Here is a 15,364-nt window from a genome sequence, read left to right on the forward strand (position 1 = left end):
TTTACTCTCCGTATGTGCCACCTTTGGTCTCGTAGAGATTGCCGATGGCTTTAAACTGTGCTTCCTTCTCCTTGGCCAGCTTCTCGTCAACAATCGACTCCAGATTCAGAATCTGGTTCAGGATATACATGTGAACCATGCACTCCTGCTGCGACATGGCGAAGCGGTCGGTGCTCAGTGAGCAGTACCACAGCATGTACTCAGTCGACTTCTTCCACAGGTTATCGATAATCTGCTGGGCCTTCTTAGGCTGACCAGTCAGGGCGTATGCCTTGGCCAGATCCAGCGAACCACTCTGATAGTCATGAGGAATATTGTAACTTGGCAGGGCCTTCTCAGCCTTGTCGAGTACTGCCTTAGCCTGCTTGTCCTTACCCTCCTGAACCAGGTTCATGGCCAGCAGCGACAGCAGTCTGCGATGGGTATAGCACATACGCATCACGGTCTCGTCAAGATAGATACCAGCCTTGTCCACACCACCGAACTTGAACTTGTTCATCACGTTGTTGTACGTCTTCTCAGTATCAAAGTTCTTGGCACCAGGGGCGTTGGTGGTGAATGGGGTGATACGGTTAGCCAAGCCCTCCTGAACAAAGTTGTCGCCCAGGTTCATGTAGTTCTCCGAACCAACGGTAGTAGCTACATAGATAGGACGTGTCCAGTTGCACTGGGCAATCATCTCCAGCATCATCAGATCCTGCTTGTACAAGGCGTTCTTACCCTTCAGCGAGATCACCATCTGATCGGGGATTGTATCAGCAGCCATCATCATGCCACTCTTGCGAACAGCCTCCTTGTCGATGGTTACATATACGGTATCTGTAGGAATCACGTGCAGATCCTTATTCTTTGAGCGAACCCAACGCTCCAGGATGTTCTTCAGCTCGAATGGCTTCTCGCCAAAGTTCTGCTTTGCCTCCTCAGGGTTCTCGCGATACAGTTTCTCTACTTCTGACTTCAGCGATGGGTCAACCTGTACGTACTCGTTGGTACCAGCACAGTACTCCAGTCGGCTCCAGGTGATGGGCACTGAAGGTGAGTCGTAAGCCTGACGACGCATCTGGTCGATATACCAGTCGGTCTGCAGATACGACAGGTTACATACGCGTGCATCGGTACGGAATCCCTCAGTATCCTGGTTGTACCACAATGGGAAGGTATCGTTATCACCATTGGTAAAGATAATGGGGTTACCCTCTTCCTGCAGGGTCATGAGGTAGTTCTGACCGAAGTCGCGACAGCAGTAACGTCCTGAACGATCGTGATCGTCCCAAGTTTGGCTAGCCATTTGAACTGGAACAACTAGGCATACTAGAGAGACAAGTCCAGCTAGTACCAGATTCTCCTTCTTCAGTTTACGGTTCAGCCAGTCGATGATGGCTGCAACACCCATACCACACCAGATGGCAAAGGCATAGAACGAACCTGCATAGGCATAGTCGCGCTCACGTGGCTGCATAGGTGTCTGGTTCAGATAGATCACGATGGCCAGACCTGTCATGAAGAACAGGAAGAATACTACCCAGAACTGCTGAATGCCGATAGGCTCTTCAACGGTCTTCTCCACACCATTCACCACGGTCTTACGCTTACGGGTGTACCAAGCCTGCCAGAACAAGCCCAGCAAACCAAGTATCAGCGGCATGCAGTAGAATACGTTGTGTCCCTTGTTCTCCTTCAGCTCTGTGGGCAGCATGCTCTGGTCGCCCAGACGGGCATCATCGATAAACGAGAAGCCTGTAATCCAGTTGCCATGCTCCAGTTCACCGTTGCCCTGGATATCATTCTGTCGTCCGGCAAAGTTCCACATAAAGTAGCGCCAGTACATAAAGTTGCACTGATAGCTCAGGAAGAAACGGAGGTTTTCCAACTGTGAGGGCACCTTCACCATCATCTGTTCACCACAGCGGTCGTAAGGTACCTGTGAGCCATCTACACCACCCATCCATGATTCGTAAGCGGCAGCATGACCGGCATCGTACATACGTGGGAACAGCATATTCTGTGCATACTTGTATTCATCCTTGGTGCGTACTACAAAGTACGAGTCCTTCTCATCAGCAGTAGCCTTCTCCTTACGCTGATATACGGGCTTACCCTTGCTCATCACAGGCTTGCAGTAGTTGCCATCCTGCTCGAGTGCTACCTGTGAGGTGTAGGCTGGTCCATAGAACAACGGACGCTGACCGTACTGCTCACGTCCCAGGTAATCACCCAGAGTAAAGATATCCTCAGGTGAGTTCTGGTCCATAGGTGGGTTAGCCGACGAACGGATCACAATCAGGGCATAGCTTGAGTAACCGATCATCAGCATGAGCATACACAGCAGCATGGTGTTCTTCATGCGGGCTGTGATGAGCAGCTGTTTCTCACGGGTGTACTTCAGCAGGAACCACAGGACTGCCAGTACCACTACACCAATCAGGAAGGCCGACCAGCCCCAACCGTAGAAGGGGATACCCAACATACCTACTGAGAGCAGGAATGCGAGGTTCTGGATGGTGAGCGAGTGCTTCTGTGTTTGGGTCTCGTAAACAGCCCAGATCACGCACGATACCAACAGGATCAGGTAGATAATCTCACCGGTATTGAATGGCATGCCGAGGGTGTTCACAAAGAACAGCTCGAACCAGCCACCAACGGTGATGATACCAGGTACGACACCATAGAGCACAGCAGCCAGAATCACTACTGATACGGCCAGTGCGATGAGCGAACCCTTGAGGTTGGCATCGGGGAAACGACGGTAGTAATATACCAGCACGATGGCAGGCACACACAGCAGGTTCAGCAGGTGTACGCCAATCGAGAGGCCCGTCATATACATAATCAGAATCAGCCAACGGTCGCTATGAGGCTCGTCGGCCTGATCCTCCCATTTCAGTATGAGCCAGAATACCACAGCGGTAAAGGCCGATGAGTAGGCGTAAACCTCACCCTCAACAGCCGAGAACCAGAAGGTGTCGCTGAAGGTGTAGATGAGGGCACCTACCAGTCCTGATGCCTCGATGGCAATCAGCTTGGGCATGGTGAGCTCGCTCCAGTTGCCAATCAGCAGTCGGCGTGTCAGGTGTGTGATGGTCCAGAAGAGGAACAGGATACACGTAGCCGACAGCAGGGCGCTCATGGTGTTCACCATACGGGCCACCTGGGTGGCATCGCTGGCAAAATGCGAGAACAAGTTTGCTGTCAACATAAAGAAAGGTGCCCCAGGTGGGTGACCAATCTCCAGTTTATAACCAGTGGTAATAAATTCGGGACAGTCCCAGAACGAGGCTGTCGGCTCGATGGTAGAACAATAGACAAAGGCCGCAATCAAGAATGTCAGCCAGCCCAGCGTGTTGTCTACTAATCTAAATTGTTTCATTACAAATATATTTTTATTTTTAACGTTAAAATTCGCGTTTGGTGGTGCAAAGGTAATAAATATAATTGATAATTTACAATTGATAATTGAGAATTAACTTACATAAACAATCCTGCACCATAGATTAATACCACATAACGGAATAATTTGCCTAGGGTAATGGCTATGAACGTAATCACCACATTCGATCGCATTAGTCCCAAAGCGATGGTGATGGCGCTGCCTAACACAGGCAGAAAGGCGAAAAAGCCCATCCATGCACCATGACCTGCCAGAAAACGGTGGGCTTTGTCAAGGTCTTCTTTCTTTACATGCAGGTATTTCTCTATCCACTCTATCTTACCCATGCGTCCCACACCGTAGTTGAACACGCTGCCTAACACATTGCCCACGGTACCGTATATCATCAGTGTCCATGGGTCAAGACCTGTGGCCATCAGTGCCACCATCACAGCCTCGCTCGAGAATGGAAAGAAACTGCCAGCTAAGAAGGCTGCCAACAGCATGCCCCAATAGCCGTATTGGGTTAGAAAGCTGATGATGAAATCCATAGGTTCATGCCAGTTAGTAATAGGATGGTGGCCATGGTCACGATATAGAACAGGTTGCTCAGTCGGCTATTGGTGAGCGTAAAGAAGTGGGCCACAATGGGTGACACCACGATGGTTAGCATACCAATAAACGTGTCGTATTGCTGAGGCTGAACAGCCATCAGTATCAAGGTGTAGATGGTGAGCATCATCAGACTGTTATAAATCTGGCGCACACGTATCTTATCCTTGTAGCTGTTCATCCAGAAGTGGATGGTGCCTACGATAAACAGTACCACGAGCAAGGCTAAGTAAGCCCACTGCTGGGTGGTTACTGCTGTATAGTCGGTGCTCCACTGTACTTCGGTAAAGCGGTTCAGATAGTCGAAAGCCACCTCGGGCTGATATCTGTAGATGTAGAGTCGTCCGCCAGTATAAAGCCAGTAGGGGGTTAGCAAACCGATGATTGCCGCCATGAAGGTGCGTACACTCAGCGAGTAGATGGTGGTGGCCATCAGCAACAGGAAGATAGGCACATACAACAGGAAGTGGGGCTCCAGCAGACTCACGATGCTGATGAGCATGTATAGGTAGAACGTGCGCCCCACGCTTTTCTGGTCCTGATAGCAGGAACACAGCAGCAATAAGCCTATCACCATGCTGAGTACCTGCACGGTCCCTTGGATGGATGCGAACATCCATGTGGCCGAGCAAGCCAACAGAATATAAAATACCGAAACCGAGCGGCTGTAGATACGGATCAGCATGTTGATATTGTTCAGGTGAATCATGGCATATACCGATGCAAAGAAACACAAGAACTGGAACCACCAACCCTGATGTACCAAACCCGCCAAAAGCCAGATGCCGACACCATACAGGATGGTAATCGGCAACGTGCGACGGCTCTCAGCTATTTTATTCTGAAATCTTTTCACTGTTCACTATTCACTGTTTACTACAGATCCGCACCGATGTCACGACGGAAATACTTGTCGGTAAACTGTATCTTCTGTGCCTCCTCGAACGACTTCTGCAGGGCCTCGGCCTTGTCCTTGCCGTACGATGATACAGCAATCACACGTCCGCCATTGGTCACTACCTCGCCATCCTTCAGGGCTGTACCAGCGTGGAATACAATGCTGCCTTCCACATCCTCGATGCCAGTGATAGGGTAGCCCTTCTTATAGGCCTGTGGATAACCACCCGATACCAGCATTACGCAAACAGCTGCACGCTCATCAAAGACGATGGCACGCTGGTCGAGATTACCCTCAGCCACACCTTCCAACAGGTCAACCAGATCGCTCTTCAGGCGCAGCATCACGCTCTCTGTCTCGGGGTCGCCCATACGGCAGTTATACTCAATCACGTATGGTTCAGCCTCCTTGCTAGGGGTGTTGGTGCGGTTAATCAGTCCGAAGAAGATAAAGCCCTTATAGTCGATACCATCAGCAGCCAGACCCTCTACGGTTGGTCGGATAATACGGTCCTCTACCTTCTGCATCCACTCCTTGGTGGCAAAAGGCACGGGAGTAACACTACCCATACCGCCAGTGTTCAAGCCTGTATCGTGCTCGCCAATACGCTTGTAGTCCTTGGCCTCGGGCAGAATCTTATAGTTCTTGCCGTCAGTCAGTACGAACACCGAGCACTCGATACCGCTCATGAACTCCTCGATGACCACACGACTCGAAGCATTACCGAACATACCGCCCAGCATCTCCTTCAGCTCTTTCTTGGCCTCGTCTAGGGTTGGGAGGATAAGTACGCCCTTACCAGCGCAAAGGCCATCAGCCTTAAGAACGTAAGGGGGCTCTAGAGTCTCTAGATAGGCTAGTCCCTCAAGCAGATGCTCTCCATCAAATGTGGCGTAGCGGGCTGTGGGGATGTTATGACGCTCCATAAAGGCCTTGGCAAAATCCTTAGAGCCTTCGAGCACGGCACCTGCCTTTGAAGGACCGATAACTGGTACGTTCTTGGTACGCTCATCAGCTTTCAGGTCGTCGTAGATACCCTTTACCAATGGATCCTCAGGACCTACTACTACCATCTGAATGCCCTTCTCAACTACGAACTGCTTGATGGCCTCAAAGTCGTCGGCTTTCATATTAACATTTTCACCGCAATTGCTGGTACCGGCATTACCTGGGGCAATGTATAGCTTTTCGCATTTATCACTCTGAGCAATTTTCCAAGCTAAGGCGTGCTCTCGTCCGCCACTTCCTAACAGTAAGATTTTCATCTTTGAATTTTGATCTTTGAACTTTATGATTACTTTAAATAGTCTTCGAAGTATTGTGTGATGCGCTCGTGCAGGTGCACTGAGGCATGACCACGCATGTTATGCTCCTCGCCTGGGTAGGCAAAGAAGTCGGGCTGTGTGCCGGCCTTGATACAGGCATCCAGGAAACTCAGACAGTGCTGTGGCACCACGGTGTTATCGTTGTAACCCGTGATAATCTGCAGCTTGCCCTTCAGGTTCTTGGCTTTGCTGATCAGACTGCTCTTGGCATACCCCTCGGGATTATCCTGTGGGGTGCCCATATAGCGCTCGCCATACATCACCTCATACCATTTCCAGTCGATCACGGGGCCGCCAGCAACACCTACCTTGAACACGTCGGGGTAGTTGGTCATCAGGCTGATGGTCATGAATCCACCAAAGCTCCAGCCGTGTACACCCAGTCGGTTCATGTCCACGTAAGGCTGCTGCTTCAGAAACTCCACACCCTTCATCTGGTCCTGCATCTCTACCTGACCTAACTGATGCCAGGTGGCCTGCTCAAAGTCTCTACCGCGATTCTCCGAGCCACGGTTGTCGATAATAAAGCAGATGTAACCCTTCTGTGCCATGTAGGTCTCCCACGATCTGCTGGCCCAGTGCCATGAGGCATCTACGTTGTGCGCGTGAGGTCCGCCATACACGTAAACCACAGTGGGGTATTTCTTGTTGGGGTCAAAGTCGTGTGGCTTCACCATTCTATAATATAAATCGGTGGTACCATCAGCGGCCTTGATGCTGCCGTTCTCGTAGATAGGCTGCTGGAAGGCTGCCCAGGGGTCGGCTGCTTTCAGCAGGGTGATGGGGGCTGCCTTGTGGGTGCTGGTTACTTCAATGTTATTAGGAACGGTGGGTTCCTGATATTTGTTGAACAACAGGCCACCTGTAGCCGACAGTTCACCACGGTGCACGCCCTTACCGTTGTCCAGCAAGGTGCGCTTGCCTGTGCTGATGTTTACAGCCCAGAGGTTGCGCTGCAGCGGACTCAGCTCGTTCGAGGCGATAATCACCGATTTATCCTTCAGGTTAAAGCCTAACACCTCCATCACAACCCAGTTGCCGCTGGTAATCTGCTTCAGCTGCTTACCGCTCTTAGCCATCAGGTACAGGTGGTTGTAGCCATCCTTCTGACTCTGCATCACAAACTTGGTGGCATCCCAAGGCAGGAACTCGATGGGATGCTGTGGCTCCACATATTTCTCCGATGTCTCACGATACAACTCGGCAATCTTGGCGCCTGTGGTGGCATCGTACGATACCAGTCTGCAGTCGTTCTGCTTGCGGTTCAGCTCCAGCATATACACTGTCTTGGCATCGGGAGCCCAACTGATGTTGGTGAAATAACGGTCGGTAGGGTCACCAGCCTGCAGGTACACGATCTTACCGCTCTTCACATCAAACACGCCCACGGTTACCTTGTGACTGGTCATACCTGCCATAGGGTATTTGTCGGGCTCGTAACTGGCGTTACGGGGGAAGATGTCAACCTGTGGATAGTCGGTTACCATGCGCTGGTCCATGCGATAGAAAGCCAGCTTGCTACCGTCTGGACTCCAGAAGGTACCCTTGTCGATACCGAACTCATTACGATGCACACTCTGACCATACACAATCTCGCGGCTGCCATCTGTGCTCAGCTGGTGCTTCTTGCCAGCACCATCCACCACATACAGCTGGTGGTTCTCCACAAAGGCAGTGGCACGCGAGGTGGCGTTCCAGTCGTAGGCCTGCTGGCCTGCTATGCTGTCCTGCCAGATTACCTGCTTGGCCTTGAAGTCGAGCAGAATCACTGCCTTCCTGTTACCCAACTTTACGATAGGCTTGTTGGGGTAGGGGAAGGTGGCGTTCATCAGGTGGCGTACGTATTTGGTATCATCGCTACCTGCCCACTTGTTGATGTCGTCGAGTGTAAACAACAGGGTTTTCTTACCTGTCTTGGTGTTGATGGTGTAGCAGGCCTCTACATCCTGTTGTATCAGCTGCTCGCCCCACCATGTCAGCCACATGCTCTGTGGTCGCAGGTTGGCATAGTTGTTACCACCGAAGTTCAGGTCTTCGAGTGTAAACAGTTTTTTATCCTGAGCGCTCATGGTTGTGGCAGTCATCATCATGGCCAGTGCGGCCACCATCAGTTTAATCTTCATCATCATCAAATCTCCTTTTCTTTCCAAAGTCCTTGGCTTTGCTAAAGTCGCGCTTGCCGCCACGCTTAAAGTCCTTGCGGTCCTTGCCCTTACCAAACTCCTTGCGGTCGCCTTTGCTAAACTCCTTACGTTCTTTGCGGTCCTTACCACTGCGGTCAAAGCTCTCGTGTCCGCCGCGGTTTCTGCCAAGATCGTGCTTGTGGAAAGTAAAGTTCAGAATATCGGCCTCTTCGTTCTCCTCTTTCTCTTCCAGACGCTTCTTAAACTCGCGCTCCTTCTTAAAGCGGTGCTTCTCGGCCATCTGACGCTTCTCCTCTTCGGTCTTCACTACGCCACCTTCCGAACGGAAGTCCTTCAGCTTACCGTCAAACATCTGGTACTTGCGGAACTCGCACTCCAGACTACCATTATAAAGAGGAATCTTGATGCTGGGCTTCAGACCGATCTGGTCGAAGCACTCCTCGCGATAGCTCAGTATCCAGGCATCGTTGCCCTTGAACTGGTGCTTCAATCGCTCACCAATCATACGGTAGGTGCCCAACAGGTCGGGTGTTGAGATACGCTCACCATAAGGTGGGTTAGAAATTATAATGCTCTTGTTGGCAGGCTGTGTAAAGTCCTTGAAGTCCTGCTGCTCAATGGTGATGATATCGCTCAGTCCGGCAGCCTTCACATTCATGCGGGCTGTGTTCACAGCCTTCATGTCGATGTCGTAACCATACAACTTGTGTTTGAACTCGCGCTCCTGACTCTCGTCGTTGTAGATCTCATCAAACAGGTCGGCATCAAAGTCGGGCCATTTCTCAAAGGCAAACTCCTTGCGGAACAATCCTGGTGCCATGTTCTTGGCTATCAGGGCAGCCTCAATCAGCAGGGTACCGCTACCACACATGGGGTCGATAAAATCAGTATCGGCCTGCCATCCGCTCAGCAGAATCATACCTGCTGCCAACACCTCGTTCAGTGGTGCCTCTACACTTTCCTGGCGATAGCCACGACGGTGCAGACTCTCACCGCTCGAGTCGAGACTCAGCGTACACTTGTCTTCAGCAATATGCATGTTCAGGCGCACATCGGGGTTAGCCACCGATATGTTGGGGCGCTTGCCCGTCTTCTCACGGAATTGGTCAACAATCGCATCCTTAACTTTATACGAAACAAACTTAGAGTGACGGAATTCTTCAGAGAAGACTACCGAGTCAACTGTAAAGGTCTTGTCGGTACCCAGATATTCAGTCCAGTCAATCTTCTTGATCTCTTCGTACACATCGTCTGCGCTCTTAGCTCTAAAATGGCGTATTGGCTTCAGAATTCTGATAGCCGTGTGCAACTGAAAGTTGGCACGATACATCATTTCCTTATCACCCGTAAACGAAACCATTCGTCTACCGATTTCAACATCGTTAGCCCCCAATTGGGTCAGCTCTTTCGCCAGTACAGGTTCCAGTCCCATAAACGTTTTGGCGATCAATTCAAACTTTTGCTCCATTTCTATTAGTTTACAGGGTGCAAAGGTAATGAAAGTTCGCCCAAAAATGTGCTTTTTTACTGTTAATCTAACAAAAAATCTTCGTTTTTTATAAAAAACGGCCAAAAAATGTGTGATTTCCAAATTATTTCGTTACTTTTGCCACATAAAATTAAAAACCAAGATGTATCATTTGCTACTATACACGCAAACAGAAAGTCCGTATCTCGTTCCAGCCCTTTGGATTGGCGGAGCGTTGTTGTTCTTGTGGCTGCTCGTCATGATTTTTGTTCAGCGTCGTACGGGACAGAAGCTCCAGACCGAGTTGGTCGAGCTCGAAAAGGTGCGTCAGAACAATGTCGAGTCCGAGTTTGTGCTCAAGGCCATGAAGCTCAGCACATGGCATATCGATGTGCCTACCAGAATGCTTTATGTAGATGCCGATTTCCGTGATAACAAAGGCGGATTGGTTGGTCCGCCCGAATTCCCGGTCGAGGATCTCACCGCTGTCATCGATCGGTCCGATGCTCAGCGTGTGTATATGGCCATCGATAAGATCTGTACAGGTGCCTCACCTTCTTATCACGAGGTGTATCGTGTAAAACTGGGTAAGGGTGCCCTTTACTATTGGGAGGAGAGTTATGGTACCATTGCTGCCCGTGATGTGGATGGCAATCCTACCCGTATCGTAGGTACCTCTATGCGTATCGATGCCCAGAAGCAGATGGAGGCCGATCTGATTGCTGCCCGTAACAAGGCCGAGGAGAGCGACCGCTTGAAGACCGCCTTCCTGGCTAATATGGGTCACGAGATCCGTACCCCACTGAATGCCATCGTGGGTTTTGCCGACTTGCTGCCTGTGGTTGAGAGCGAGGAGGATCGTAACCAACTCATCTCCGAAATCCAGAAAAACAACTATAAGTTGCTTAATATTATCGATGGATTGGTCAGCATGTCGAAGGTCGAAGCCGAGGCCAAGAGCTTGGTCAAGTCGCAGACCAATATCGTGCCTGTACTGCAGGAGATAGCCGATTACTACCGCACCATGGTAGATGGCAGCACCGTGGTACTGGCCACCCAGTTCCCTTATGCCGAGATTCTGATGAACACCGATATCACCAAGTTCAAGGAGATTGTCAACAACCTCATGCAGAATGCCGTCAAGTTCACGGCACAGGGTTCTATCACCTTAGGTTTCGATTTGCAGCAAGGCGAAAAACTCCTGCTGTGGGTTCTCGATACTGGTAAGGGTATTGCCGAGGAACATCAGGAGCGCATTTTTGAACGCTTCTTCAAGGTCGATGAGTATGTGCCTGGCACAGGCTTGGGTCTGTCGGTAGCCAAGAGTCATGTCGAGAGTTTAGGCGGTGCCATTGGTGTCGATTCAGTGTTGGGTAATGGTTCGCGTTTCTGGGTCGAGCTCCCGTTAAGCTAAAAAAAGTTTGGGGTCTTTGCAACTTTTCTACTGTTTACAACGTCAAACAGTCAGTAAAAGATTTAAAGTTCCATGTTCAAAGTTAAAAGTTCAATGAAAATTAAGTATTTGTTTATAGCCCTTTCGGCTTTATGGCTGACTTCTTGCAGCTGCAGTCGCGAGAATATGTCGTTTAAGTTTGGCGATTTTGGTCCAAAGGTTACCGAGAGTCGTTCGTTGCGTGGTTTCGAGGGTATCGAGGTCTATGGCTCGCCCACTGTTTACTATCAGCAGGCCGACTCCTTCTCGGTCAAGGTCAAAGGCTCTAAGGATCTGGTCGATTACATCATCACCGAGGTTTCCGATGGTAAGCTCACCATTCGCAACCGTGGTAAGGTAGGCGTGTTTAATCTCAAGATTGGCGACGATAACCAGTTGGCCGTCTATGTCACCTCCCCCGATCTCGTATCCGTTTCCTTGGCTGGCTCAGGCGATTTTATCAGCGAGAAACCCGTCGATACCGATAATATCACCATCAACTTAAAGGGCTCTGGCGACATCCAGTTCTCGTCGTTGTTATGCGATGGCTGCAATCTCGAGGTGGTAGGCTCAGGCGATGCCTCTATCCGCAATCTTGATACCCGTGAGAGCGATGTCACCCTTATTGGTTCGGGTGATATCAACCTGCGTCAGCAGAATGCCAATGCCACCCGTATCACCTTGCGTGGCTCTGGCGATGTGAATGTAGAGTTTGCTAAGGGCTGTGGCTCGGTCGATGCCCAACTCATGGGCTCTGGCGATATCGACCTCCGGGGCACTGTCCAATCCATGAACAAACATAAAAGTGGCTCAGGCGACATCGATACCGATAATCTCAAGGTGGGTCATTAAAACCCCACCTTTTTTATGGGTTTTATAGTAAATAAAACCTAAATATATAGTCAAAGTTTTCGTAATTCGGTAAAAATGTGTACCTTTGCGGCCGAAAACTAGTAATTTTAGACGATTCAGGATGAAATATGCAATTATAGCTGCTGGCGAGGGATCGCGATTGGCACAAGAAGGCGTACAGGCGCCAAAGCCCCTGGTGAAGGTGGGTGGCGAACATCTGATCGACCGTTTGATACGTGTGTTTATGGCCAATGGCGCCAGCGAAATATGTGTGATTTGTAATGAACAGATGACAGCTGTGGCTGAGCATCTGAAGGAGATAGCAGAGGCAAAGCAAGTGCCCCTGAAGTTTATTGTGAAGAGTACGCCCAGCTCGATGCACAGTGCCTGGGAGCTGAGCGAGTGGCTCACCGACGAGCCCTTTGTGCTCACTACTGTGGATACCATCTTCCGTGAAAAGGAATTTGCTACCTATGCCAAGACCTTTGAGTTGCTGGCACAGACAGGCGAGATAGACGGCTTGATGGGCGTGACCGACTATATCGACGATGAGAAACCGTTGTATGTGGGTACCAACGATGCCCTGCAGATAACAGGTTTCTTTGATACCGACGAGCATCCGAAGTATATCAGTGGTGGCATTTATGGCTTAACCCCTAAGGCCATCCCTGTGCTGCAGCGCTGTATAGAGCGTGGTGAGAGCAGGATGCGTAACTTCCAGCGTGCACTGGTGGCCGATGGCTTACAGCTGAAGGCATACCCCTTCTCGAAGGTGCTGGATATCGACCATGCGAGCGACATAGAAAAGGCCGAAGCCTTTTTGAAAATGTAAAAATTATAAAATGTAATAATTTGCATTGAAGATACTATTGGTACAGCGGGCGGAGGTGTTCTCACCCAATTCGGTTGAGAAGGACAAGGCGATACTCGAGGCAGTAGGCGCCAAGTTGTGTGCGGCTGGTTACGAGGTAGAGATGGTGAGCGAAGAGCAACCGTTTAATGCTGTCGGCTATGATCGTATCTTCTCGATGGGACGCCTGCCCGAGACACTCGATAAACTGCGTGATGTGCCTACTATCAACACCTCTGCGGGTATTGCTAACTGCGCACGCTGCCGATTAGAGACCGTGATGCAGCAGATAGGAACCCCTATGCCACCCAGCGAGGGTGCCCATGGCTACTGGCTGAAGCGTGGTGATGCCGCTGCACAGGATAAAAGCGATGTGCAGTTTGCCGCTACCCCTGCAGAACTGAACGAAAAAATAGAAGCCTTCAAGCAGCGTGGCATTACGGCTTATACCGTGAGTGCGCATGTGCCGGGCGATCTGGTCAAGTTCTATGGTGTGGCTGGCACGGGCTTCTTCCGCTATTACTACCCTACAGACGATGGCGACACCAAGTTCAACGATGAACTGCGCAATGGAACCGCCCGTCATTATCCCTTTGTGGTTGAGGCGTTGCAGTCCGATGCCGAGAAGTTGGCACAGACGGTAGGGGTGTATGTGTATGGTGGCGACTGCATCATCCGTGAGGATGGTAGCTATTGTGTGATAGATTTTAACGACTGGCCCAGCTTTTCGCGTTGTCGTGACGAAGCAGCCAGAGCGATTGCATCGCTAATTGAAAATTGAGAATAGAAAATTAAGATAATGGCAACATTTAAGGAATTACTGAAATTATCATTTAAATCGGAGGATACTGAAGAGTGGTTGGACGTGCATTTCACACGTCCCATAGGACTGGTATTTGCGTTGTTGTGGAACAAACTGGATATCCACCCCAATGTGATTACCATAGTATCGATATTCTTAGGCGTGGGCGCTGGTTGGATGTTTCATTACACCGACCTGTTGCATAACATCTATGGTGTGCTGTTGCTGATGTTTGCGAACTTCTGCGATAGTACCGACGGCCAGATGGCGCGTATCACAGGTAAGAAGACCCTGATTGGTCGTATGCTCGATGGTTTCTCGGGCGACTTGTGGTTCACATCCGTTTATCTGGGTATTGTGGCCCGTCTGTGGCATCAGAACATCCCTGGCACCGATATCGAGTGGGGCATCTGGGGCTTTGTGCTGTGTGCCATTGCAGGTATCGGTCTGCATGCCAAGCAGAGCTCACTGGCCGATTACTACCGTCAGATCCACCTGTTCTTCCTGTTGGGTAAGGAGGGTAGCGAGTTGGATAACTACAAGCAGCAGCGTGCGCATTACGAGTCATTGCCCAAGAGCGAGGTGCTTTCGCGCGTGTTCTTTTATAATTATGCCAACTACTGTAAGAGTCAGGAGCAGCGTACCCCTAACTTCCAGAAGTTCTTTGAGCGTTGGAAGCAGCAGCCTAGCGAGGATATCCGTCAGCGTCTGCTGACAGGTAGCCGTCCTTTGATGAAGTACACCAATCTGCTCACGTTTAATTCGCGTGCCATCACCATCTATGTTACCTGTCTGCTGGGTTGCCCATGGGTATATCCGCTGGTAGAGATTACCGTGTTCCAGGCTATGTATATGTACATGCACAGCAAGCATGAGGCCCTTTGTGCCAAATTGTAAATAGTAAATGGTTAAATTGTAAATGATAAAGGGTTATATATTTGATTACGGTGGTACCCTGGATACAGGTGGACAGCACTGGGGTAAGGTCATCTGGCATGCTTACGAGCGTCAGCAGGTGCCTGTGAGCGAGGAGGCTTTCCGTGAGGCTTATGTGCATGCCGAGCGCACATTGGGTAAGAATCCTATCATCCAGCCCGATTTTACGTTCTACAAAACGATAGAAACCAAAATTCGCATCCAGCTGGAGTATCTCCAGGAGAAAAATGATGTTTCTTCTGTCTCTTATTATCTAAAAAAACTCACGGATGATCTCTATGCCATCACCTGTCGTGAGACCGCCAAGAGTCGTGAGGTGTTGCTGCAACTCAAACAGCAGTATCCCATGGTGCTGGTGAGCAATTTCTATGGTAACATCGCCACCGTGCTCAAGGAGTTTAAGTTGGATGGCATTTTTGATACCATTATTGAGAGCGCCGTGGTAGGCGTTCGTAAGCCCGACCCACAGATCTTTACCTTAGGTGTTGAGGCCCTGGGCATGCAGCCCGATGAGGTGGTGGTAGTAGGCGATAGTATGGATAAGGATATCATCCCAGCCGGTAAGGCGGGATGTCACACTGTATGGTTTAAAGGCGAGGGTTGGACCAACGATCCCGTTGATGAGACGCCTGCCGGAATAGTAATAACAGACTTAACACAGATTTTAAAGTAGAGTAA

Annotated in this window: 12 protein-coding genes; 6 read left to right on the forward strand and 6 right to left on the reverse strand. The window is 50.1% G+C overall.

Annotated elements, in window-relative coordinates:
* Position 1 precedes the first annotated feature (1 nt).
* The 6 genes from T500_RS0108080 to T500_RS0108105 all read right to left on the reverse strand — a co-directional run bounded on the left by T500_RS0108080 (position 2) and on the right by T500_RS0108105 (position 9,814).
* Positions 2-3,367, reverse strand: a complete 3,366-nt coding sequence (locus T500_RS0108080; RefSeq protein ID WP_028907695.1) for a DUF2723 domain-containing protein — start codon at positions 3,365-3,367, stop codon at positions 2-4.
* A 98-nt stretch (positions 3,368-3,465) separates the two neighbouring features.
* Positions 3,466-3,918 carry a YqaA family protein gene (locus T500_RS0108085; protein ID WP_028907696.1) on the reverse strand — a complete coding sequence of 151 codons (453 nt, stop codon included), beginning with the start codon at positions 3,916-3,918 and terminating at the stop codon, positions 3,466-3,468.
* On the reverse strand, positions 3,894-4,835 hold the full coding sequence (locus tag T500_RS0108090) for a hypothetical protein (protein WP_155267483.1): 942 nt from the start codon (positions 4,833-4,835) through the stop codon (positions 3,894-3,896). Before T500_RS0108090 ends, T500_RS0108085 begins: the two co-directional genes overlap by 25 nt.
* Before the next feature lie 20 nt (positions 4,836-4,855).
* Positions 4,856-6,142, reverse strand: coding sequence for a phosphoribosylamine--glycine ligase (purD, locus tag T500_RS0108095; protein ID WP_028907698.1), 1,287 nt, complete (start codon positions 6,140-6,142; stop codon positions 4,856-4,858).
* Between the two features lie 29 nt (positions 6,143-6,171).
* Positions 6,172-8,325, reverse strand: a complete 2,154-nt coding sequence (locus tag T500_RS0108100) for a S9 family peptidase (RefSeq protein ID WP_028907699.1) — start codon at positions 8,323-8,325, stop codon at positions 6,172-6,174.
* A complete protein-coding gene (locus T500_RS0108105) occupies positions 8,315-9,814 on the reverse strand; it encodes a class I SAM-dependent RNA methyltransferase (protein ID WP_028907700.1) in 1,500 nt (499 codons plus the stop codon). Before T500_RS0108105 ends, T500_RS0108100 begins: the two co-directional genes overlap by 11 nt.
* Positions 9,815-9,977: 163 nt before the next feature.
* On the opposite strand from T500_RS0108105, the gene T500_RS15540 reads away from it, so the two are divergent.
* The 6 genes from T500_RS15540 to T500_RS0108135 all read left to right on the forward strand — a co-directional run bounded on the left by T500_RS15540 (position 9,978) and on the right by T500_RS0108135 (position 15,359).
* Positions 9,978-11,228, forward strand: a complete 1,251-nt coding sequence (locus T500_RS15540; protein WP_080694833.1) for a sensor histidine kinase — start codon at positions 9,978-9,980, stop codon at positions 11,226-11,228.
* A gap of 93 nt (positions 11,229-11,321) precedes the next feature.
* Positions 11,322-12,098 carry a head GIN domain-containing protein gene (locus tag T500_RS0108115; RefSeq protein ID WP_196243491.1) on the forward strand — a complete coding sequence of 259 codons (777 nt, stop codon included), beginning with the start codon at positions 11,322-11,324 and terminating at the stop codon, positions 12,096-12,098.
* 121 nt (positions 12,099-12,219) lie between these two features.
* Positions 12,220-12,930, forward strand: coding sequence for a sugar phosphate nucleotidyltransferase (locus tag T500_RS0108120; RefSeq protein ID WP_028907702.1), 711 nt, complete (start codon positions 12,220-12,222; stop codon positions 12,928-12,930).
* Between the two features lie 25 nt (positions 12,931-12,955).
* Positions 12,956-13,729 carry a hypothetical protein gene (locus tag T500_RS0108125; RefSeq protein ID WP_028907703.1) on the forward strand — a complete coding sequence of 258 codons (774 nt, stop codon included), beginning with the start codon at positions 12,956-12,958 and terminating at the stop codon, positions 13,727-13,729.
* Positions 13,730-13,747: 18 nt separating this feature from the next.
* A complete protein-coding gene (locus tag T500_RS0108130; RefSeq protein ID WP_028907704.1) occupies positions 13,748-14,647 on the forward strand; it encodes a CDP-alcohol phosphatidyltransferase family protein in 900 nt (299 codons plus the stop codon).
* A gap of 22 nt (positions 14,648-14,669) precedes the next feature.
* A complete protein-coding gene (locus T500_RS0108135) occupies positions 14,670-15,359 on the forward strand; it encodes an HAD family hydrolase (protein ID WP_028907705.1) in 690 nt (229 codons plus the stop codon).
* The last annotated feature ends 5 nt before the right edge of the window (positions 15,360-15,364 follow it).

This window comes from Xylanibacter ruminicola Ga6B6 (genome assembly GCF_000687715.1).
In the GTDB taxonomy this organism is placed as follows: Bacteria; Bacteroidota; Bacteroidia; order Bacteroidales; family Bacteroidaceae; genus Prevotella; species Prevotella ruminicola_B.